22 protein-coding genes and 2 pseudogenes are annotated in these 22441 nt (G+C 50.2%); 9 read left to right on the forward strand and 15 right to left on the reverse strand.

Going from position 1 to position 22441, the window contains the following annotated elements; translation table 11 throughout:
• Window positions 1-48: 48 nt before the first annotated feature.
• Entirely contained in the window at window positions 49-501 is a 453-nt protein-coding gene (locus A0V43_RS18940; protein WP_128578007.1) for an XdhC family protein, read from the reverse strand.
• Window positions 502-586: 85 nt separating this feature from the next.
• A complete protein-coding gene (locus A0V43_RS08440; protein WP_015375201.1) occupies window positions 587-1912 on the reverse strand; it encodes an NCS2 family permease in 1326 nt (441 codons plus the stop codon).
• 463 nt (window positions 1913-2375) lie between these two features.
• On the opposite strand from A0V43_RS08440, the gene A0V43_RS08445 reads away from it, so the two are divergent.
• The 6 genes and pseudogenes from A0V43_RS08445 to A0V43_RS08465 all read left to right on the forward strand — a co-directional run bounded on the left by A0V43_RS08445 (window position 2376) and on the right by A0V43_RS08465 (window position 6029).
• Window positions 2376-3725, forward strand: coding sequence for a 5'-deoxyadenosine deaminase (locus tag A0V43_RS08445; RefSeq protein ID WP_063192888.1), 1350 nt, complete (start codon window positions 2376-2378; stop codon window positions 3723-3725).
• 81 nt (window positions 3726-3806) lie between these two features.
• Window positions 3807-4337 (forward strand): winged helix-turn-helix domain-containing protein, encoded by a 531-nt coding sequence (locus tag A0V43_RS08450; RefSeq protein WP_063192889.1) that lies wholly within the window; start codon window positions 3807-3809, stop codon window positions 4335-4337.
• Window positions 4334-4864, forward strand: a complete 531-nt coding sequence (locus A0V43_RS08455; RefSeq protein ID WP_015375204.1) for an IS630 family transposase — start codon at window positions 4334-4336, stop codon at window positions 4862-4864. The genes A0V43_RS08450 and A0V43_RS08455 overlap by 4 nt, the downstream gene beginning before the upstream one ends.
• Before the next feature lie 301 nt (window positions 4865-5165).
• Window positions 5166-5366 (forward strand): hypothetical protein, encoded by a 201-nt coding sequence (locus A0V43_RS20435; protein WP_236931000.1) that lies wholly within the window; start codon window positions 5166-5168, stop codon window positions 5364-5366.
• The gene (locus A0V43_RS20920) at window positions 5278-5628 is read left to right on the forward strand and encodes a CBO0543 family protein (protein WP_335339942.1); all 351 of its coding nucleotides are present in this window, start codon (window positions 5278-5280) and stop codon (window positions 5626-5628) included. The genes A0V43_RS20435 and A0V43_RS20920 overlap by 89 nt, the downstream gene beginning before the upstream one ends.
• 69 nt (window positions 5629-5697) lie before the next feature.
• Window positions 5698-6029: pseudogene (locus tag A0V43_RS08465) on the forward strand (hypothetical protein).
• A gap of 96 nt (window positions 6030-6125) precedes the next feature.
• On the opposite strand, the gene A0V43_RS08470 reads toward A0V43_RS08465, so the two are convergent.
• From A0V43_RS08470 to A0V43_RS08490, 5 genes are all read right to left on the reverse strand, one after another.
• Entirely contained in the window at window positions 6126-7097 is a 972-nt protein-coding gene (locus tag A0V43_RS08470; protein ID WP_033017215.1) for a sugar phosphate isomerase/epimerase family protein, read from the reverse strand.
• 103 nt (window positions 7098-7200) lie between these two features.
• Entirely contained in the window at window positions 7201-8355 is a 1155-nt protein-coding gene (locus A0V43_RS08475; protein WP_063192890.1) for a Gfo/Idh/MocA family protein, read from the reverse strand.
• Entirely contained in the window at window positions 8352-9101 is a 750-nt protein-coding gene (locus A0V43_RS08480; protein ID WP_047758013.1) for a ThuA domain-containing protein, read from the reverse strand. The genes A0V43_RS08475 and A0V43_RS08480 overlap by 4 nt, the downstream gene beginning before the upstream one ends.
• A 93-nt stretch (window positions 9102-9194) precedes the next feature.
• Complete coding sequence (locus A0V43_RS08485) at window positions 9195-10274, reverse strand: Gfo/Idh/MocA family protein (protein ID WP_063192891.1); 1080 nt, start codon at window positions 10272-10274, stop codon at window positions 9195-9197.
• 166 nt (window positions 10275-10440) lie between these two features.
• A complete protein-coding gene (locus tag A0V43_RS08490) occupies window positions 10441-11445 on the reverse strand; it encodes a LacI family DNA-binding transcriptional regulator (RefSeq protein ID WP_063192892.1) in 1005 nt (334 codons plus the stop codon).
• Between the two features lie 375 nt (window positions 11446-11820).
• Here A0V43_RS08490 and A0V43_RS08495 point away from each other — a divergent pair, with 375 nt between their 5' ends.
• Window positions 11821-12777, forward strand: a complete 957-nt coding sequence (locus A0V43_RS08495) for an RpnC/YadD family protein (RefSeq protein WP_063192893.1) — start codon at window positions 11821-11823, stop codon at window positions 12775-12777.
• A gap of 204 nt (window positions 12778-12981) precedes the next feature.
• On the forward strand, window positions 12982-13419 hold the full coding sequence (locus tag A0V43_RS08500) for a GNAT family N-acetyltransferase (RefSeq protein WP_063192894.1): 438 nt from the start codon (window positions 12982-12984) through the stop codon (window positions 13417-13419).
• A gap of 100 nt (window positions 13420-13519) precedes the next feature.
• On the opposite strand, the gene A0V43_RS08505 is transcribed toward A0V43_RS08500, so the two are convergent.
• From A0V43_RS08505 to A0V43_RS08540, 8 genes and pseudogenes are all read right to left on the reverse strand, one after another.
• On the reverse strand, window positions 13520-14815 hold the full coding sequence (locus tag A0V43_RS08505; protein ID WP_063192895.1) for an MFS transporter: 1296 nt from the start codon (window positions 14813-14815) through the stop codon (window positions 13520-13522).
• A 159-nt stretch (window positions 14816-14974) separates the two neighbouring features.
• A complete protein-coding gene (locus A0V43_RS08510) occupies window positions 14975-15421 on the reverse strand; it encodes a MaoC/PaaZ C-terminal domain-containing protein (RefSeq protein ID WP_063192896.1) in 447 nt (148 codons plus the stop codon).
• Between the two features lie 263 nt (window positions 15422-15684).
• Entirely contained in the window at window positions 15685-16512 is an 828-nt protein-coding gene (locus A0V43_RS08515) for a carbohydrate ABC transporter permease (protein ID WP_063192897.1), read from the reverse strand.
• Window positions 16513-16525: 13 nt separating this feature from the next.
• Window positions 16526-17833 carry a carbohydrate ABC transporter permease gene (locus A0V43_RS08520; protein WP_063192898.1) on the reverse strand — a complete coding sequence of 436 codons (1308 nt, stop codon included), beginning with the start codon at window positions 17831-17833 and terminating at the stop codon, window positions 16526-16528.
• 182 nt (window positions 17834-18015) lie between these two features.
• On the reverse strand, window positions 18016-19329 hold the full coding sequence (locus A0V43_RS08525; protein WP_206501591.1) for an ABC transporter substrate-binding protein: 1314 nt from the start codon (window positions 19327-19329) through the stop codon (window positions 18016-18018).
• 427 nt (window positions 19330-19756) lie between these two features.
• Entirely contained in the window at window positions 19757-20161 is a 405-nt protein-coding gene (locus A0V43_RS08530; protein ID WP_063192900.1) for a hypothetical protein, read from the reverse strand.
• Between the two features lie 13 nt (window positions 20162-20174).
• A pseudogene (glsA, locus tag A0V43_RS08535) lies at window positions 20175-21075 on the reverse strand (glutaminase A).
• Window positions 21076-21248: 173 nt separating this feature from the next.
• Entirely contained in the window at window positions 21249-21824 is a 576-nt protein-coding gene (locus A0V43_RS08540; RefSeq protein ID WP_063192901.1) for a Uma2 family endonuclease, read from the reverse strand.
• A 135-nt stretch (window positions 21825-21959) separates the two neighbouring features.
• Between A0V43_RS08540 and A0V43_RS08545 the strand changes: the two genes are divergently transcribed.
• Window positions 21960-22421, forward strand: coding sequence for a Uma2 family endonuclease (locus A0V43_RS08545; protein WP_063192902.1), 462 nt, complete (start codon window positions 21960-21962; stop codon window positions 22419-22421).
• Window positions 22422-22441 lie beyond the last annotated feature (20 nt).

Below are 22441 nucleotides of genomic sequence, written 5' to 3' on the forward strand. Positions count from 1 at the left end.
CGGCTGCTTTTTCCCGCCGCTAAGAAAATCCCAAAATTCTAACGGATTTCATAAAAATGGCACCTTGCTTTTTAACAGCATCTTTTTTACGTGAATTAATTCAGCAAGAATACTAATAGCAATTTCTTCAGGGCCTTCAGCTCCAATAGTCAATCCGACCGGTGTGCTGATTTGAAATGGCAATTCTCCGAAGTTAAGTAATCGAGAAGTTCGTTGTTTAGAACCCATGACCCCGATGTACCGCAAGTCTTTTTCCACTATCAATTGCAACAGTTCTTTATCTCGTTGAAATTGATGAGTTAAAATGACAACAAAATCCCGAGGGGTAAACTGTAATTTCGATACTGCTTCTTGCGGGGATCCAACAATGAGCTGATCTGCATTAGGAAAAATTTTTTTATTGCATAGCGCTTCTCTCCAATCACATACAGTAACAGAAAAGCCGGTTTTTGCTGCAAAACTGGCAAGAGAAACCGCATCAGGGCTGGCGCCGAAAATAATAAGCCGAGGTTTTGGTTGGAAACAGTGAAAATAACAAAAAGAAGTAAAACGGGATACCCTTTTTCGCGAGCACCCTCTTTTCGTTCTATTCTCTTAAGAACACAAAGTAAGCAAGGAAAACAAAAAACAATACATATAGAATTGGGTGAACTTCTTTGCCGCGGCCCTTTAAGATCATAGTGATTGGATAGAAGATGAAACCGACCGCAATTCCCGTGGCGATGCTGTAAGAAAGCGGCATCGTGATCAGCGTGAAAAAGGCTGGGACAGCAACCTCTAATTTTTTCCAATCAATCTCCCCAATTGAAGACGCCATTAACACCCCGACGATAATTAGAGCTGGCGCTGTTACCGGAGCAGTAATAACGCTTAATAACGGCGAGAAGAATAACGCTAACAAAAATAAAATCCCTGTGACAACGGCTGAAAATCCTGAACGTCCGCCTGCCGCAACACCTGCGGATGACTCAATGTAAGAAGTCGTTGTTGATGTTCCGAAAATCGCTCCGACCATCACTGCTGTCGCATCGACAAGCAGTGCTTTTCCTGCGCGCGGCAACTTGTTGTCCTTTAACAATCCCGCTTGGTTCGCCACCGCTAAAAGCGTTCCGGTCGCATCAAAAAAGTCAACGATAAAGAACGTTAACACAACCCCTAACATTTTTAAGGTAAAAATGTCGTCCAAATGTTCGAACGCCACTCCAAAAGTAGGAGAAATGTCAGGAATCGCTCCAACAATTTTATGCGGAACTTCAATTAATCCAACAATCATTCCTACAACAGCGGTAATCACCATTCCGTAAAAAACACCGCCATTTACTTTTTTCACCATTAAAACAACAGTAACAAACAAACCGAAAATGGCCAATAACGTATTCCCGTTTTTAAAATCACCTAAACCGACTAACGTCGCTGGATTGTCGACAATGATTCCAGCGTTTTGGAATCCGATAAATGTAATGAATAGACCAATTCCCGCTCCGACCGCATATTTTAATTCTATCGGAATCGCATCAATAATTTTTTCGCGAATACCTGTCAACGTTAAAACTGTAAAGATCATTCCTGAAACAAATACGCCTGCTAACGCTGTTTGCCAAGGAATTTGCATATGCAATACAACCGTAAATGCAAAAAACGCATTCAATCCCATCCCTGGCGCTAACGCGATCGGATATCTTGCTAAAATCCCCATCAAAATCGAGCCGTACGCCGCAGCCAATGCGGTTGCGACAAACACCGCACCTTGATCAATTCGAAGTTCGTTCGGAAAATCTTTCACCGCTCCCAATGAAAGCGTGAACGGGTTTACAAATAAAATATAAGCCATCGATAAGAACGTCGTTAACCCGGCAACGATTTCTGTCCGGTAGTTTGTGCCGAGTTCATCAAACTGGAAATACTTTCTCACTTCCTTCTTTGTCCCCCTTTAGTATATAAATGTTCAGTTGTGCCTATTGAGACTAAGTAAAAGTAAAATACCGCTCTCCAAACAATCGACCTCCTCACGAAATATTAATGATTCGATTTCGATTATATTTTTTTTTAGAATTTTTTATCATTTAATTTGTTATTTTTTATAACACAAAAAATGAAATAATTTCGAATACGGCTAATTTTATTTTCCGCTTTGAATACATGTAATAATTTGTTACATATTTGTTGAAATGTATTTATCTTTATTTTAGGATATCGTTATCAACGACGAATACATATGCTTGTACACCAACCATAGATTAAAAAACATCAGTAAAACGAGTTGTTAAAACGTTTCACTCATGCTGAAAAGTCAATTTGCATTCATATAAACAGCTATTATTTACGCTATGTTAGCCAACAATAAAATAGTTGCGACAAGCAATGGGGGGAATCGAATGGGAACTTTGTTAATTAAAAATGCACAAATTATTACAATGAATCCAGCTAATGAGATTATAATTGGCGACATTTTCATAAAAAATGACACGATTCACTCAATCGGTTCAGAATTAAATCCAAATCATGTTGATAAAATCATCGATGCGAAAAATCGTACCGTTATACCGGGATTTATACAAACTCACATTCACTTATGCCAAACTCTTTTCCGAGGGAGAGGAGATGATTTAGAGTTACTAGATTGGTTGAAAAAGCGAATATGGCCATTGGAAGCAGCACATGATGAAGATTCAATCTATTATTCTGCAATGCTTGGAATCGGGGAACTTATTCAAAGCGGGACAACGACGGTAGTCGATATGGAAACAGTCCATCATACAGAGTTTGCTTTTCAAGCCATCGCCAAAAGCGGGATAAGAGCTTTGTCAGGAAAAGTGATGATGGATAAAGGCGATGATGTTCCAATTGGATTACAAGAAAAGACGTCTGATTCTATACAAAAAAGCGTCGATTTGTTAGAAAAATGGAATATGTTTGATAATGGGAGAATTCGCTATGCCTTCTCTCCTCGCTTTGTCATTTCATGTACGGAAGAGTTATTGAAAGAGATCAGAAATTTATCAGAAGAGTATAATGTGAAAGTCCATACCCACGCAGCAGAAAATCGAAAAGAAATTGAAATAGTGCAAAAAGAAACAGGCATGAGAAACATTGAATATCTTGATTATCTGGGGCTGGCAAATGAACGATTGATACTAGCCCACTGCATATGGCTAAATGAGCAGGAAAAGAAAATAATCAAAGAAAAAGGGGTTCATATCAGTCATTGTCCCGGATCAAATTTAAAACTGGCATCAGGAATCGCTGATATTCCAGATTTACTCAGCATGGGCGTTTCTTTAAGCCTAGGTGCCGATGGAGCCCCATGCAATAACAATTTAAATATGTTTAATGAAATGAGACTAGCAGCACTTATCCAGAAACCTACATACGGACCTACAGCTATGAATGCCAGAAGCGTCTTCGAAATGGCCACAATTGGCGGTGCCAAAGCAGTAGGATTAGAGAATGAAATTGGAAGTATTGAAGTTGGCAAAAAAGCAGATTTAGTTATCTTAAATTTGAACAATTTCCATACGTATCCTTCCTATGATGTCGATCCCATTTCTCGAATCGTTTATTCTGCTTCGAGAGATGACGTCGAAACAACCATCATTAACGGACAAATTGTCATGGAAAATAAAGTGTTAAAAACTATTGACCAAAATATTGTTTTATATGAAGCAAACCGTTCCATTAAAAGACTTTTAAAAAGAGCAAGCTTTATTTATATAGATGCACATTGAAACATTAACGTCCGTATAAGTGGCTTCCACCCCGGTTATACTGCTCCTAGGTACTTCACGAAGAAAAGGAGCGGAAACGGAATGAAACGATTGAAAATCACCAATGACCATGGATGGACGCCACGAACCCTTCGAAAGGAAGAGAAAAAAATCAAAAACATTTCCCTGCGTCAACGCGTCATGGCCGTTCGCCTCGTCATGGAAGGGTATCTGGGGAAAGACGTCGCTTCCATGCTCAACCTGTGCCGCCAAAGCGTCGCATTTTATGTCTCCTTATTCAACGAAGGAGGGCTCGATCTCCTGCTCGATCGGAAATATCCGCCGGGCCGGGAGCCGTTTTTGACACTGGAACAGCAACAGGAACTGAAACAGACGATCTTGACCCACACCCCGGCCGAACTCGGTCGGGACATCGCTTCTTCTTGGAATACGCGGATTCTTCAGTCTTATATCCGCGAACACTACGAGGTGGACATGTCCCGGGAAGGAATTCGCAAACTTTTACATCGAATGAGATTGTCTTGGACTCGTCCCACCTATACCCTGGCCAAAGGCGATGCCGAACAACAGCAGGCGTTTGAGAAACAAATGGATCTCATTAAAAAAAATTGATCACTCCCGATACGATTCTTTTATATGCCGATGAAACTCATGTCCGGTCTTATCAAATCCTGCGGGCCACTTGGTCGGAGGCAGGCCGACAAAAACAAGTGCCCACGTACGGCCATCATGCCCACGTTTCTGTATTTGGGGCGGTGAATGTGCTCAATGGGGACACCGTTCTTCATCGAGCAGTCGCTGCGAATGCGACGACGTTTTTGGATTTTTTAAAGATCTTGAAGAGCCGTTATCCAGACCAGCTGATCGTGCTCGTGCTCGACAATGCCCGCATCCACCATGCCAAAATGGTGAGAGATTTCTTGCGCCAAGAAGGGGAATCGTTTCACTTGATCTTTTTACCTCCTTATTCCCCACAGCTGAATCCCATCGAACGCTTGTGGAAATGGCTCAAGGATGCGGTCATTGCCAATGTGTTTCACAAAGATCAAATGGATATTGACCAAGCCATTGCCCGGTTTATGGAATATATAGATCAACAACCGGAAGAGGTGCTTCGACGCTTGGGGTGTGCAGCGTGATGCAAAGGTTAACTTTTCAAGGTGCATTTATAATGGTTTGGTCACCTTTACCATACAGGAAATTTCGCATTTTTTGTACCCTTGATCAGAAAACAACCTGATTGTCAAGTATATTTTGTGGTGAAGAGCCTACTATTTTACAAAATTCCACTTTTTTTCATAGGACAGAACATACATAAGACCATCACTTCTAAGGCCTATTGCCTGTTGCAAAATGAAAACACCAAAAATTTCACATACTCCCCCCTCTTTCATCCCATGCTAAAGAAAAATCGACATCATTCGCATCCAGGGGGCGATCATGGAACAATGGATTCTCTGGGCGCTTGTTGCGGTGGGCATCGGTTTGCTGGGGCTCAGCTTCCGCGTTTTTTCACCAAGGGAAGTATGGCTTTCGTTTTTGCTCAATGCATATGCGGCGAGTTTTTTCGGTTCGATCGTGGCAGGGGCCGGGCTGCTCGAGTATCCGGTCCGTTTTTTTTTTTGCTTCTTATACAAATAACAGCGTCATTTTTGAATATCTTCTCTATCCGGTTGTCAGTGTGTACGTCTATGCCACCTCGCGCCGGGCGCGCTGGCCGGGTGTGGCGGCGCAATGCGCGGGGTATGCGGCGGTGCTGACAGCCCTTGAGGTTGTCTTTGAACGGCATACGGATTTGATCGAATATCATGGTTGGAAGTGGGAATACTCACTCGTTACAATGTTTCTGTTGACGTTGGCCGTTCGGTTGCTCGCTGGGCGAATGCTGAGACGAAATGAGTGAGCCAGCATGTCTATTTTTGCCCGTTTGGCGCTATACATATAGTATCATGTCCAAAAGGAGGCAAACGGGATGGTGCTGTTTGACATCAAACACCGCCTGTATTATGAAGCCATCAATTCCGCGCGTCCAAAAATGGCGCCGATCCGCCAAGACCGGGCGTGGGGTATGTATGGAAGACCGTAAATGGCGAGGCGGTGAAGTTTTGGATCGATTTCCGGCGCGGGCGGTACATGTATTTTGAGTACGGGCGCAAGTGGTACCGGGTCGCGTACTTGCAGGCAAACGGAAAAAAGTCAGGCGATGATGTGTTGGATGGCGCGATGATCGATTTGACGGTGGACGGGCACCGGCTGCTGTTCATGAAAGGGCGCGTTGGCCGCGAGACGGCGCAAGTGGTCTAAAGCAGGTGCGCCTCTTGGCAGGCGTTGGAGGGTCTTTTTCGCGCTTACGCTGAAACGGCGGGCGGCAAGGGATCATTTTCCCTTGCCGCCTTCTTTTTACGCCCACCACATCTCCGGCAGTTCTTCTTTGAACAGCACCTTTTTCAAAAGCGCGACGGCTTTGGACAGCCCTTCATCGATCGAAGCGAGCATGTCTTCATGTTCGATCGACAGCACGTAGTCGTAGCCGACGGCGCGCAGGGCGCTGACGATGTCGCGCCACATTTTTTCGCTTTGTCCGTAGCCAACGGTGCGGAACACCCACGAGCGGTCGAGGATTTGGCTGTAATGTTTCGTATCGAGCACGCCGTTTTTGCGGATGTTCGCTTCGTCTAGGTACGTGTCTTTCGCATGGACATGGAAAATCGCTTTTTCGCGGCCGAGCAGTTTGATCGCCTCAACCGGGTCGATGCCTTGCCAAAGCAGGTGGCTCGGGTCGAAGTTGGCGCCGATCGCGTCGCCGACATGTTCGCGCAGTTTGAGGAGCGTTTCCGGGTTGTAGACGACAAAGCCCGGATGCATTTCAAAGGCGATTTGCGTGATGCCGTGCTCCTTGGCGAACGCGGCTTCTTCGCGCCAGTACGGAATGACGACTTCTTCCCATTGCCATTTTAAAATTTCCAAGTAATCCGGCGGCCAGGAGCATGTGACCCAGTTCGGGTATTTGGCGCCGGGATGGTCGCCCGGGCAGCCGGAGAAGGCGTTGATGACCGGGACTTCGAGCTGCTCGGCGAGCCTGACCGTTTTCCGCCACGTGTCATGTGACTGTTTCGCGAACGTTTTGTCCGGATGAAGCGGGTTGCCATGGCAGCTTAACGCGCTGATGACGAGGCCGCGGTCGGCGACAGCTTTTTTCAGCGCTTTGATGTTTTCCGGCTGATCCAACAGCGCGTCGGGATCGCAATGGGCGCTGCCCGGGTAATTGCCGGTGCCAAGCTCAACGGCTTCGATGCCCATGGCGGCGACTTTGTCCAGCATCTCCTCAAACGGCAGCTGTTGATACAAGACGGTGAATACGCCTACTTTCATTTTGTCATTCTCCCCCTTTTGACGGCGCGCAACGGCCGGACGGCCGCCGCGCCGCGCTGTTGTTGCTTCTCGTCGGATGAGCGGATCGAACGAACTCCCACGCTTATTCCGCCACCCGCACCCATTGTTTCGTGCGATGGCTTTCCAAAATGGCGTCGACGATCCTCATCGTATGGTGGCCGTCGGCGATCGTCGCAAACGGCAGTTCCCCAAGCGCCTCGCCGCGTTGTTTCCGGATGATGGCGCCATAAAAATCACGGAACAAATTTTTCAGCCCGTCCGGCCAGCCTTCTTCATGGCCGCCCGGGTAATGGGCGTAAGCGGCGGCTGGCGGCGACAAAAGCGCCGGGTCGCGGACGATTTCTTCGTTCGGGCCGCTGCGGCGCCCGACCCAGAGGCGGTTCGGGTGCTCTTGGTCCCAGGCGAGCGTCATCTCATCGGCGGCGATTTCAAAATAGAGTCGGTTTTTCCGGCCGGCGCTCACTTGCGAAATCGTAAACGCCCCGTGGGTGCCGTCGTCAAAATGGACGAGCACGCTGCCGCCGTCTTCCGTGTCAATCTGGACGGGCTCGGCGTCTTGGCTGCGGCCGGATGCAAACGTGCTCCCTTCCTGCTTCGGCTTGTAGCGGACCGGATGGACAGTGCGCAAGTCGGCGAACACTTCGACGATTTTCTTGCCGAGCACGTATTGCACCGTGTCGCACCAGTGCGAACCGATGTCGGCGATGGCGCGCGACGGGCCGTTTTGCGCCGGGTCGAGCCGCCAGTTGTAGTCCGTGTCATACAAGAGCCAGTCTTGCACATAGCCGCCGTACACGAAATGAACGCGCTTCGCCTCACGGGCGAGCCGCTCTTTCGCCTCGACAACGAGCGGGTAGTGGCGGTAGTTGAAGCAGACCGCGCTAAGGCTTTCGCTTTGTGCAGCGAGCCGCTTTAATTCCGCTGACTGTTCGCTGTCCATGGCGAGCGGCTTTTCCGACAACAAATGTTTTCCCGCCTCAAGCGCGGCCTTGTTGATCGGGAAATGGAGGACGTTGCGCGTGCAGTTGTGCACGGCTTCGACGTCCGGGTCGTCAATTAAAGCGCGGTAGTCGCCGTACGCTTTCGGAATCCCGAATCGGCGCGCGGCTTCCTCTGCTTTTTCTTGGCTGCTTGAAGCGATGGCGACGATGTTCACAAACGGCAGGCGGCGGAGCGCCTCAATATGGGAAGAAGCGGAAAAGCCGGTGCCGATAATGCCGACGTTGATCGGTTTCACTGCGTCACTCCTCCTTGTTTCGCTTTGATCGGCTCAAGCGGCTTGACGTTGCCGAAAACGATTTCCCCGCGGTTGACCGGCGCGGCCCAGCGGACGGCGTTGGCGATCACTTTCAGCACATCCGGGTGATGGTACGTCGGATACGTTTCATGGCCGGGGCGGAAGTAGAAAATTTTCCCTTTCCCGCGCGTGAACGTGCAGCCGCTGCGGAACACTTCCCCGCCTTCAAACCAGCTGATGAAAATCGTTTCGTCCGGCTCTGGGATGTCGAAAAACTCGCCGTACATTTCTTCCTGCTCAAGCTCGATGTACGGTCCGATTCCTTCCACAATCGGATGGCCCGGGGCGACGACCCAGAGACGCTCTTTTTCATCCGCCTCGCGCCATTTCAAATTGCATGTCGTCCCCATCAGCGTTTTGAAAATTTTCGAGAAATGGCCGGAATGAAGGACGATGAGCCCCATTCCTTCGAGCACGCGGCGGTGGACGCGTTCGACCACCTCATCTTTCACTTCGTCATGGGCGATATGCCCCCACCAGACGAGGACGTCGCACCGGTCGAGCACCTCGTCGGTCAAGCCGTGCTCCGGTTCGTCCAAGACAGCGGTCGCGGCGTCAAATCCAGCTTCAGCCAAGTAGCTCGCGATGACGGTATGCATGCCTTCCGGATAAATGGCTCTTACTTGTTCATTTTTCTTTTCATGGCGAAATTCGTTCCAGACGACGACGCGAATGGGTGTAGTCATTCATGGATCCCCCTTGTTTTTTTCGGATTGCGTTCATAAAGGCAAGGACGGCTTGTTTTTGGTTCACAGCTCGCGGGAAGCCAGAACCGCTTCTCACCATTCAATGCGGACTTGCCGCCCTTGTTCGGACGACTCGTAAATCGCTTCCAACACTTTAGCGATCATAAGCCCTTGTTCCGCCGTGCAAAGCGGTGCCGTCTCCTCCGTGATGCTCGTGACAAAGTGGTCAAGGAGCGCCACCCGTTCGCCCTGGTCCTCAAAATGGAGCGTGACATCGGCCGGAACGCCGTGTTCGTTGCGGAACCATTTCACTTCTTGGCGGTTGCCGGCGATGTTCCACTCCCAGCGCACGCCGCCTTCCGTGCCAAGAAATTCGACATATGCCCGCTCTTCTTCAATGTGCGACGCCCAGCTCGTCTCCAGCAGCACCGTCGCGTCGTTTTCGAGCTGGATGAACGCCGCGGCGAAATCTTCGACCGTATAGGCGGCATCAGGCGAAAACGTCGTTCCCGGCCATGCCCCTTGGCGACGCGGGCCAAACTTCGCGTACGTTTTCCCCGTCACGGCAACCGGGTTCGGATTGCCGAGCAGCCAAAGGGTCACATCGAGCATATGGACACCCAAGTCAATGAGCGGACCGCCGCCGGAGCGCTCGCGGTCAAAAAACCATGCCCCCCATGCGGGAATGCCGCGGCGGCGCACCCAACCCGTTTTCGCGTAATAAATCTCGCCGAACGCACCGGATTGAATTCGCTCATGCAGCCATTGCGCCGCTTGGCGGAAGCGGTTGTTCAACGACACCATAAACTGTTTTCCCGACTCATCACGGGCGCGGATGATGGCGTCGGCCTCTTCCGCTTTCGTCACCATCGGCTTTTCGCAAAGCACGTGTTTCCCGGCCCGCAAGCTGTCGACCACCACTTGGGCGTGCAAAAAATTCGGCACGGTAATGATGACGGCATCGACATCTGGTGAGGCGAGCAGTTCCTTGTAGTCGCGATACACTTCACGGATGCCGTACGTTTTCGCTTTCTCCGCGGCCGCTTGTTCATTGACGTCGCAAATCACCTGCAAGACGACGCGCTCGGGCAGGGTGAGCGCCGCCTTGATGTGTTCATTGGAAATCCCTCCGGCTCCGATCAAGCCGAGGCGGATTGGAAGTGTGTTTCCCATGTCCTTTTCCCCCTTGCGCTCATTTGTTTTCTCTGTCGCATATGCTCCACCGATTCGCCGTCCGTTTTCTAAAACAACGGCTAAGCAGTGATGTAATCGATTACATCACCATACTAAAAAAATCCGCCCGTCCCCAGGACCGGAACGGGACGCTCTGTCCAGTTCTTCAGACAGAGCGCCCTCCTCCACACGAATCGCGAATGACGAGCCGATCGGGAAGAACGAGCTGGCGCCGCTCGACATCGATTCCTTCAATGAGCCGAAGCAGCAGCTCCATCGCTTTTTGGCCGATCTCAAACATCGGCTGGGCGATCGTCGTGAGGCTCGGTTCAAAAATCGAGGCCATGTGAATGTCGTCAAATCCGACAACGGCTACATCGTCGGGAACGCGTCCGCCGCGGTGGCGAACCGCTTTGATCGCTCCGATCGCCATCTCATCGTTGGCGGCGAAAATCGCCGTCGGCGGCTTCTCAAGGGCGAGTAGCTTGAGCGTTAAATTATATCCGGACTCATAGGTAAAATCACCTTCCTGCACGAGCGCCGCATCGACTTCGATCTCGTGCTGCGCCAACGCTTGATAATAGCCGCGCAGCCGGTCGCGGCTTAAAATGACGTCCATCGGCCCGGATAAGTGGGCGATGCGGCGATGGCCGAGGCGGATCAAGTGTTCGGTCGCCTTACGGGCGCTGCTGATGTTGTCGATCGAAACGGTCGGGATGTCCGCCCCTTCCAAATACTCGCACGCCAAGACGATCGGAAACTGCCGCGCCATCTCTTCCACCAGCTCTTTGCGGATGCGGGCGGTCAAAAAAATCATCCCGTCGACTTGCCTCTGCGGCAACAAATTCAAATACTGCTCCTCAAGCCGGGCATCGTTTTGCGTATCGCCAAGCAGCACCTGATAGCCGTGCTTGAGGGCGACCGCTTCAATGCCGCGCAGCACCTTTGAGAAAAATGGGTTCGTAATATCGGGCACGACGACGAGCACCGTCTCGGTCTCCATCCGCCGCAAATACCGGCCGAGCACGTTCGGCTGGTAGTTCAGCGCTTCAATGGCTTCAAGCACGCGCTGCCTTGTCTCTTCGGTGACATTGCCCGTGTTGCGCAACACGCGCGACACGGTCGCCGTCGATACGTTCGCCCGTTTCGCCACATCTTTTATGCTTGCCATTGGTCGTAGTCCTCTCGATTATGTAATCGATTACATCACCATCGTATCGGAAAGACAGGACGGTTGTCAAGCGTTGTTTTTCCTATCCATCTCAGACATGGGTTGCTCCTTCTTTTTGGCGAAATGCCGTTGATTGGCTAGTGACAGCCGTTTTTCCACCAGCCTTCTCGTAATCGATTTTTTTATATATAAGTTGTAATAAAGATTTTCCGATTGCTCGATTCTGTTTTCCTTCATACAAGTCAGTTTGATAGAATGCGGCGGGCGCTCTACTGGATGTAAAACAAAGTTTCAACTTATATATTTTCCATGCAGGATTTTTTCTTCTGCTCACGAACAAGTTTATCATGTAACGTTTCAAAATGAGGTGATCGAATGGCCATTGACCATGACCGATTGTTCAAAGAGCTGATTCAAACGTTCTTCGAAGAGTTTCTTCTCCTCTTTTTCCCCGACATGCACGAGCACATCGATTTCCGCCATTTGTCCTTTCTGTCTGAAGAACTGTTCACTGATGTCACGGCAGGTGAAAAATACCGCGTCGATCTATTGGTCGAGACGAAACTGAAAGGAGAAGATGGGCTGATCATCGTTCATGTGGAGAATCAAAGCTACGTGCAACCATCGTTTCCAGAGCGCATGTTTATCTATTTCAGCCGCTTGTTTGAAAAATACCGCACGCGCATCGTTCCGATCGCCGTCTTCAGCTATGAGGCCCTTCGCGAGGAACCATCCGTGTTCTCAATCGAGTTTCCCTTTGGCGACGTGCTACAGTTTCGCTTTTTCCCCGTAGAGCTGCGCAAGAAACATTGGAGAGACTACATCCGGCATGACAATCCGATCGCGGCTGCCCTCCTTGGCAAAATGGGGTATACTGAAAGTGAGAAAGTCGAGTTGAAAAAAGAGTTTTTGCGCATGTTGGTGCGATTGGAGCTGGATGAGGCGAGGCAGCGGCTCTTGTTGGGCTTTTTTGAAACATATGTGAAACTGTCGGAGGAGGAAGAGCAACAACTGCAAAGAGAGGTGAAGGCGATGGAAACGAAAGAAAGAGAAAAAGTGTTGGAGCTGATCATTTCCTATGAGCAAAAGGGAAGGAAAGAGGGATTGGAAGAAGGAATGAAACGCGGGATTCAACAAGGGATCAAGCAAGGAATGAAGCAAGGAATGAAGCAAGGAATGAAGCAAGGAATGAAGCAAGGAATGAAGCAAGGAATGAAGCAAGGAATGAAGCAACTGATCCGCAACATGGCGCGCAAAGGAATGACGGTGGAAGACATTGCCCGGTTGGTGGATCTCCCAGAGGAAGATGTTCGGGGATTGCTTGAAAAGTAGGGAAATCAAAAGCAAGTGGATGGCCCTGGAAAATACCGAAAGAAGACGGTTGGCGGCGACAAGCGGCCAACCGATCGTCGTACGAACAGCATGGCCTAAAGATGCCCGGAGATCGCCGTGTTTGTGAAGACCGTGACTTTCGAAGATCCAGTGCCTAAAAAAGCCTAACCAACCATCTATGAATCGTTGGGAGAGGAGAACTCCATGGAAATTAGAAAACCAAGCGATTCGGAATACAAAACGATTTTATCACTCACACCACAAGCATTATTCGATGGCACATTAGGCGAAGCAAAACCGTCAGATGAAAAAGTCAAACAACTGATTGAGCCATTATTGCAGAAAGGGAGCTGTTATTTGATCGCAACGGAAGGCAATCATCTGATGGGTTGGATTTTAATCGGAGCAAGCCAAGACCCGCTTACTGAGAAAAGATGTGGATTCATCTACGAATTGTTTGTGTTAGAAGAATTTAGAGGAAAGGGAATGGCAAGGAAATTAATAGAAGCCGGCATCGAACATTTGAAACAAGATGGATATTCAGAGGTTCGTTTGCGTGTATATGCAGGAAATCAAGCGATGAAACTGTATGAAACACTCGGATTCAAGCACCACACCATTATCATGAGCATGAGCGTGTAAGGCAAACATATCCCGCCCACCGTCATCCTTAGCAGGCGGCAAGAAGAAGCGCCTTTGCCCGAACGCAAAGGCGCCCATCATGGAGTTCAGTCCGATTCATCTAATCAATCGCCTGGCGCGCACGGTCTTGCAGCATTTTCACCCCAGCGAGTGAAACCAAGCCCATGACGACGATATAGAAGGAGATGGCCGTGGCGCTGCCGTATTTGTGCAAAAGCCATGTGCTCACGAGCGGGGCTGGGCCGCCGGCGATGATCGAGGCCAGCTGGTAGCCGAGCGAAGCGCCGCTGTAGCGAAGCCGCGTCGGGAAGTTTTCCGCGATCATGGCCGCCTGCGGGCCATACAGCATGCCATGGAACACCATGGCCACGACCGTTGCCAAAAAGATGAGCCCGACGCTTTTCGTATTGACCAGCCAGTAATACGGAAACGCCCAAAGCATCAGCAAAATCGTGCCCGTCATGTAGACGCGGCGGCGGCCCCACCGATCGGATAAATGGCCGGAATAGACGATCGAAAGCGCGTTGATCACCGCAGCGATAATCGTCACATTGACGAAAACGCTTTTTTCCATCCCCAAAAATGTCGTCCCATAGCTGACGATAAATGTGACAAAAATGTAGAATGACCCGTTTTCAATCACCCGCGCAAGCGCTGACCATAGAATTTCGCGCGGATGCTTGACCAGCACCTCGCCGACCGGCATCTTGCTCGTCTCTTGTTTTTTCATCGCTTCTTGGAACAGCGGCGATTCGAGCACTTTCAGCCGGATGTACAGCCCGATGGCGATGAGAAGGAAGCTTATGAGAAACGGAACGCGCCATCCCCACGCATAAAAGCTGTCGCCGCCAGCCGCAAGCATCAGCGTCGTCACAAGGGAAGAGGACAACAGCCCGAACGGCACGCCCATTTGCGGCAGCGAGGCCATAAACCCACGCCGTTTGCCTTCTTCCCACTCCATCGCAATCAAAATGGCGCCGCCCCATTCCCCGCCGACGCCAATGCCTTGAATGAGACGCAGCGCGGTCACCAGCACCGGCGCCCACAGGCCGATTTGTTCATAAGTCGGCATCAGGCCGATCAGCGCGGTCGCCAACCCCATCAGCAACAAAGTGGCCACCAACGTCGCCTTCCGCCCGATGCGGTCGCCGAAATGGCCGAAAATCGCGGCGCCGACCGGCCTGGCGATAAATCCTAACGCAAAGGTGGTAAAGGATTGCATCAGGGCGACGTACGAATCTCCTTGTGGAAAGAATAATTGTGGAAACACGAGAGCGGCCATCGTCCCGTAAAGGAAGAAATCGTACCATTCAATCGTCGTACCGACCACACTGGAAATCGCCGCCCGCTTTTTTTGACGCTTCAATTCCACCGTATCCATCATCGTTACAGCCATTCACAACACCCCTTTCACGCAATCAAAGTGCGCGCATCTCATGGAAACGGAAAAACAAATGGATGATAGCAAAAAAACGAACATAATGTTAGCGCTTCCAAAAACAAACCGTCATGGACTCGTTTCTTTGTCAGACCGTCATGACGTTTCACAAGCCCGTCATGGAGCTTTCCCTTCCCGCGCAACAAGCACATACACAACGACATCGACGACCGTCTCTTCCCGCTGGTTGACGATCCGCTGATGCACCGTGACGAGCCCGGCTTCCTCGCCCCGTTCCGTCAACCGCTTCACTTCCGATTCCACGTAAATCGTATCGCCGATTTTCACCGGACGGACGAAGCGGAGCGCGTCGATGCCGTAAAAAGCGAGCACACATCCCGGCTCCATCACCCATAGTCCAGTCGCCACCGACATTGTCAGCATCCCGTGGGCGATCCGTTCGCCAAACCGCGTCTGCCGTGCGTACTCGCGGTCGAGATGGAGCGGATAAAAATCGCCGGAAACGCCGGCAAACTGCACAATATCAGCTTCGGTGATCGTTCGCCCGCGCGAACGGTGGCGCTCGCCAAGCGCATACTGTTCAAACGGACGGTCAAATCGCACGCCTTCCCCTCCTCTTGATTGGTCCAAAAAAGAGTAAAATGAAATTCCACCCCCTTCCGGTCTGACAGTTATATTTTTCTAATATTCAGAATATTGTCTGTGTAGATTTTCCTTTGCGCATCCCTCCCCGCTAGTCGTCTGTCATTAACATATGAACGGAGTGAAGCGGATAGAACTGCTCCTCCTCTGTTTCGTGTTTCAAAATGGGCATTACCCAAAAAACAAAAGGATGCTCACCTGGCATCCTTTTTCATGTTCGTTCTTTATTCTTTTACCGAGCCGGACGTGAGCCCAGAGACGATGCGGCGCTGGAACAACAGCACCATGATGACGAGCGGGATCGTCACAATCACGGTGGCCGCGGAAATTTCGCCCCACGGGATCGTATACTGGCCTTGGAACATGGCAATGCCGACCGGAACGGTTTTGTATGTTTCCGCCGTATTGATCGTCAAGGCAAATAAAAATTCGTTCCATGCAGCAATGAAGACGAGAATGGACGTCGTAAACACCCCTGGCACAGCGAGCGGCAAAATGATTTTAAAATACGTCTGCATCGGCGTCGCCCCGTCCATTTTCGCCGCTTCTTCCAAATCAAACGGAATCTTGCGGAAAAAGGTGACCAACAGCCAAATCGACAACGGCAAGGCAAACGTCGTATACGGTATGATCAATCCTAGGTAGCTGTTCGTCAACCCGAACTTTTTCACAAACATGTAAATCGGAGAAATGGTCGCAATTTGCGGAAACATCGATACGGCTAGCACCAAGCCGAGAATGACCGTCTTGCCTTTAAATTCAAGGCGTGCAATCGCATAAGCCGCAAACGCGGCGACAAAGACCGTATACACCGTCGTAATGGTCGCCACGACCGTGCTGTTCCATAAATAGCGCAAAAACGGGTAATTGACAAAGACCGACACATAGGATTTTAAGGTCGGATGGCTCGTCAACCAATCGAACGCTTTGTCGCCAAACAATTCGCTAAGCGGCTTAATGGAACTGAGCAAAACCCATAAAAACGGAAACATCATAAAGAACACAAACAGGGCTAAAAACACGTAAAAGAGCGGACCTGCTTTTTTCGTCATGATCCCACCTCGCTTATCGTTTCACACTCGCGCTGTCAGACAGCAAATCCTTTCCAAGCCACTTAATATAAATCATCGAAATGATGGCTACGCAGAGAAATACAACGACCGCCAGCGCCGACCCCGCGCCGAAATTCGTCTGCGAGAACATGACTTTATACGCTAAAATCGAAATCGTCTCCGTCGAGTTCGCCGGCCCTCCACCGGTTAAGACGTAAATCAAGTCGAACACGCGGAACGCATCGAGCGTGCGAAACAACAACGCGACTAAAATGCTTGATTTTAACAGCGGCAGCGTGATTTGGGTGAATTGCTGCCATTTGGTGGCCCCGTCGATCGAGGCGGCTTCATACAACGAACTCGGAATCGTTTGCAGCCCGGCCAGCAGCAAGAGCGCCATATAGGGGGTTGTCTTCCATACATCGGCAAAAATGACCGCAAACATCGCCCCCGCTTCCGTCGTCAACAAATCCCCCATCCGATCGACCAAACCGATCGTTTCAAAATAGTGGGCGACAATGCCGTTTTGTCCATCGTATAAAAATTTCCACATCAGCGCCGATACGGCAGTCGGAATCGCCCACGGAATCAAAATCGTCGCCCGCACCAACCCTCGGCCAAAAAAGGCCTTATTGATGAGCAACGCAATTCCGAGCCCTAACACCAGCTCAATGGCGACCGACACCACCGTAAAGAACGTCGTATTCCATAACGCTTTCCATAAGCGCATGTCGCTGAAGCTGTCCTTATAATGCTTGAGGCCGACAAAGTTCGGCTCGATCACAACCCCTTCGAGCCCTTCGGCCAAGCCGACGACTTTATCCGCCTGCTGAAGTTCGCCCGCTTTTTTCATCTCCTTCAGCGCTCGGACGACATCATGAACCGTGTCGGTCAGCCGCTCGGCCGTCTGTTTGTCCAGCTCGGCGATCTTCAGCTCATCGCTTGGCGTCTCGAAATTGTCGAGCACTTCGTTCACTTTGTCATATTGCCTTGCCACTTGATCATTCGAACGGATCGCCGCGTCCAGTTTCGCAAGCTTTTGTTCGATTTGCGCCAACGTTTGTTTCGTTTGTCCATCCGCCGCCGCCATTTCCTGCTTAAGAGCGCTTTTGAGGAACGGATAGTTTTGCAGATATCCTTCCAGATCGAGGCTGTAACTCCAGTGAATCGACGATTTGGTCGGGTCGTTGAGCCGATAGTCGAACAAGCTGTAATAAAAGGACTGGATGACAGGCCAAATGGCAATCGCCAAAATGAGCAGCATGGCCGGCGCGACAAGCGAATAGCCTAATAGGCGCTCCATTCGCTTTTCATTCCTCATCGCTGTTCTCTCCCTTCTGCTTGGAAAAGGATATTAGCCTTCAGCACCGGGCAGATGGCGGCCTGAAGGCTAATGAACCGAAAATGGTCAAACAACATGGCGTTCTTTGTTTGACTGATGGGGCATTGGCCGGCGTTGGCCGGATTCGGATCGGCTGCGGCGCGCCGGCCCAGTCATTCGCCTTACTTATTCAAGGCTGCTTTCATTTCTTTTTCCATATTGGCCACAGCTTGTTCGACCGTCAGCTCCCCGGTCAGCGCTTTCGATACGTTGATTTGGATGATTTCCGAAATTTCTGGATAGTTCGGGACGACCGGGCGCGGCACAGCGGCGTTCAACGCATTGACAAATCCTTCTTCCGCAAAGAACGGATTGGCTTTTAAGACATCCGGATCTTTAAACAATTCCGGAAGCGTTGGCGCTAAACCGCCGTAAATCGCAGAAATTTTTTGCCCCTCCGGCCCCGTCATAAATTTGACAAATTCCCATGCTTCTTTCGGATGTTTCGAATATTTGTTGATCGCGGTCATCCAGCCGCCCAGCGCGGCAGCCGAACCTTTGTCTCCGGCCGGAAGCGGAGCCACGCCGACTTTGCCGACGATTTTCGATTGTTCTTTGTCGTTCGCTAGCGCGTATTGATAAGGCCAGTTGCGGATAAACGGCGATTGTCCTTCAATGAACGCGGTATGCGATTCTGGTTCAGTGAAGGTGGTGATGTTGCTCGGCACAACATCGGACTTGACGATTTCCACCATTTTCTTCAGCCCTTTGATCGTTTCCGGGCTGTTGATCACGACATTCCCGTTTTTATCGACAATTTGCCCGCCATAAGAGGCGATAAATTCAACCGCGTTGCACACCAATCCTTCATATTGTTTGGCCTGCATCAAATAGCCGAATTTCGTGCCGCCTTTTCCCTTCAGTTCTTTGGCCTCTTTTAAGAGTTCATCCCATGTTTTCGGCACTTTGTCCTTTGGCACCAGGTCGGTGCGATAGAACAGCATGCCGGCATCAATGAATTTCGGCATCGCCCATTGCTTGCCATTGAAGTTGCCGGCCGCAAGCGCCCCTTGGTTGTATTTGCCGAGGTCAATGCCGTCTTTCTCAATAAAGCGGTCGAGCGGCAACGTATAACCCGCTTGAGCAAACTCAGCCGGCCAAATGACGTCGAGATCCATGACATCGATTTCCGACGACTGCGCATTTAACATCGTGACATACGCATCATGCTGCTTCCCGGTGTCAGCCGGCATTTCGCGAAATTCCACATCGATGTTCGGGTGCGTTTTCTCGAACGCTTCAATGATTTTTTCGGTGGCTTTCGTGGAATCTTGGCCGCGGGCATAGACAATTTTCACTTTTTCAGACTGGCTCGTTTTCCCTTCTTCGTTTTTGCTGTCTTTGCCCGTCTGGCTCTCGCTTTGGCCGCCGGAGCATGCCGCGAGCCCCATCGTAAGCGCTAACAAAACAGCCGATGTTTTGAACGTCTTTTTCATCGTCATTCTCCCCCTTTTAATTTTGGATTTGTCAAACACCGCATGGCATCGCGTATAGTGGTTGCTTCGACTGCCCCAATCACCTCCTGGACATGACATCGATTGACTTTTGACTTGGCATCCCCCACTGCTTGTCTATGCATCGATTGTTTGTAATCGATTACATACAAATGGGCGAATCATCCTCGTTTTCGTTTGTCTGTTCTTTTCTCGCCAAAAGCCGAAAAGGGAACACCGTCTATCCGTTTCTCCTTTTCAATGAAGACAACTTGTCTATCATCATCGCGCCCCTTATCCGCTTTGTTAGCTTACTATGTAATCGATTACAAAACCATCTTACATCGCCGAAAAATCGTTCGTCAAGCCCCTAAATTCTTTTTTTGTCCTATAAACAAAGAACCCCAAGCCGTTTGGCTTGGGATATGCCTCACACCTCCACCGTCTTCCCTTCCTCCACAATATGGTAAAGCAAATGCGCCAAGTGGTGAATCGGGCCGTATTCCTCTTCGCCATCTTCCGCCATTTCTTCTTCGTCAGCGAATTCAAGGTCGTTTAAGTAAAGCGCCATAAATTCGTAAAAGTCTTTCAGCTCAAAGCTGTAGCACGCGCTCGGGTCTTCGTTGTCTTCCTCGTATTGAAGCATTAAGTACGACACGTTTCCTTCCTTATCTTCGGCATCAAAAAAGACGAAATAGCCGATATTCGTGTCCAAATCGAACAAGTGCCGCGTCCCACCTTCGGTCGCCTTGTCGAACTCGTCTTGATTCAACTTGCCGACTTTCATCGCTTCCACGTCATCTTCGCGGTGAAACTGGACCGTAAATGTTTTCATGGTTGTCTCCTCCTTAAAAAATGCTTAATGAGTATGTTTTCGCCAGCCGCTCAAGCAGCTTGATCCCGGTCAGGCTGTTCCCTTTGTCGTCTAGCGCCGGACCGAAAATGCCGATGCCGCACCGCCCGGGCACGGCGGCGAGAATGCCGCCCGAGACGCCGCTTTTCGCCGGAATGCCGACTTTGATGGCAAATTCCCCGGATGCGTTGTACATGCCGCACGTGACCATGAACGTTTTGCAAATGCGGGCGACATCAAGCGGCATGAGCGGCTCACCCAAATGCGGATCGCGTCCGTCGAGCGCGAACACCAAGCCGATGCGCGCCAGGTCGATGCACGTCATTTCGATGGCGCACTGTTTCGTGTACAATTCCATCAGCTCTTCGACATCTTCATCGATAATGCCGTGCTGCTTTAAAAAATAACAGAGCGAACGGTTCAAAAACGCTGTCTCAAACTCGGACCGGGCCACTTCGTCGGAGTACGAAATGCATTCGTTGCCAGCGAGACGGCGGACGAACGCTAACAGCCGTTCCAGCCGTTCGGACACCGAGCCGCCTTGAATCATCGATGTGACGACAAGCGCGCCGGCGTTAATCATCGGATTCAGCGGCTTGGCAGGCTTTTCCTCTAATTTGGCAATGGAATGAAACGGATAATCCGTCGGCTCCATGCCGACTTTATGGAACACTTCATCTTCTCCGTGATCCATCAACACAAGGGCCAGGGCAAGAATTTTGGAAATGCTTTGCAGCGTCACTTTCACCGTCACATCCCCGGCGCTTGCCACCTTGCCGTCCGGGGTATATCGCTTTGCCTAGAGCGGGAATGTAATCGGCTACTTTTCCATAGCGGGCGTACTGTTTCGCTTCTTCGACAAAGCGGATCAGTTCTTCTTCGTTGTACACAGGCATCACCGATCGTTAGTATCGCCTGTTTTTTCCTTTTCTATGCCCAAACGATGCAAACAGCGGCGATTTCAGACAAGGGGGCGCTTGGCCCTCGCCAAGCGGACCGCCGGCAAAAACCGCCCCGCTCTCCTCCAGTCGGCGGCCTGAACCTGCTGTTTGAACAGCAGCCGTTTTTCTTATTCTTCTTCGGCAAATACGTTTTTTAATTCGATCGCAAATCCGGGAAACAGACGGACAGGAATCGTATCATTGCGGACATACATCCCTTGATGACGGAATCTTCCTTCTTCGAGCACATAGACATCAATCGTCTCATTCATCGGATCGGCAATCCAATATTCTTTCACCCCTGCCCGCTCATAACGATGAAATTTGACAATTTTGTCCTTGCGCACCGTCGATTTTGAAATAATCTCCACAACGAGATCCGGCACGCCGACAATTCGTTTTTCGCGAATTTTGCTTTTGTCGCAGACAACGACAAGATCTGGTTCAACCCATTCGCGAATTTGTTCCGGATCATCCCGATCCGCCAAACAAACGTCGATCGGAGCACCAAATACGGTGCATTCTTTCCCCCGCAAATATGTCGCAAATTCCACCAACAATTCACGTTGCACGGCCTGATGTTTCGGCGTCGGAGCGCAGGACATGTTGAAGACTTGGCCGTCAATGACCTCATAGCGTACATCTTCGTCAAGCATCATATATTGCGCATAAGTGAACGGCTGCCCTTTTCCCGGCGCTCGCATGAAAACGGCCTCCTTTCCTCTTTTCTTTTTAGTATACTTGAATACCACCTGGCAACCTAGCGTTTTCTTTTTCTCCACAACCCGTTGCAAACAAAGGAGAACCGTTTCAAGTATAATGAAAAAGAGGTGAGGAGCGTGCAAGAAGCCATCAACATGTCCACATCCCCGTCATGGGAACATCAAATCGTTTGCGCCAATCTTGTTTCCGTGATCAAAGGAAAAAGCCCATGTCAACCGATTTCCAACTTATCCGTGAAACTCGAGAAGAACGGAAACGTGATGAACGAGTTTATCCAGCCGGATGTCGCTGTCTATTGCGAACGGCCGGAAAAGATCATCGGCGGCTATAAGGGGCGGCCGCTCATCGTCATCGAAGTGGTCAGCCCGTCAACCTACAAAATCGATGTGACGCTGAAAAAAGATTTGTACTGCGCCTACGGAGTGGAAGAATACTGGATCGTTGACCCATACAACAAAACGATCCGTCAGTGCACACGCGAACATGATCGATACGCCGAGACGATCATCGCCTGCGGAGAAACGTTCGATTCTGTGATCGGAACGATGGACACCGCACTCGTTTTCCAAGGTGTGTAGAAGACGGGGAAAACCATTCT

Origin of the sequence: Geobacillus sp. JS12, assembly GCF_001592395.1 — a bacterium.
In the GTDB taxonomy this organism is placed as follows: domain Bacteria; phylum Bacillota; class Bacilli; order Bacillales; family Anoxybacillaceae; genus Geobacillus; species Geobacillus zalihae.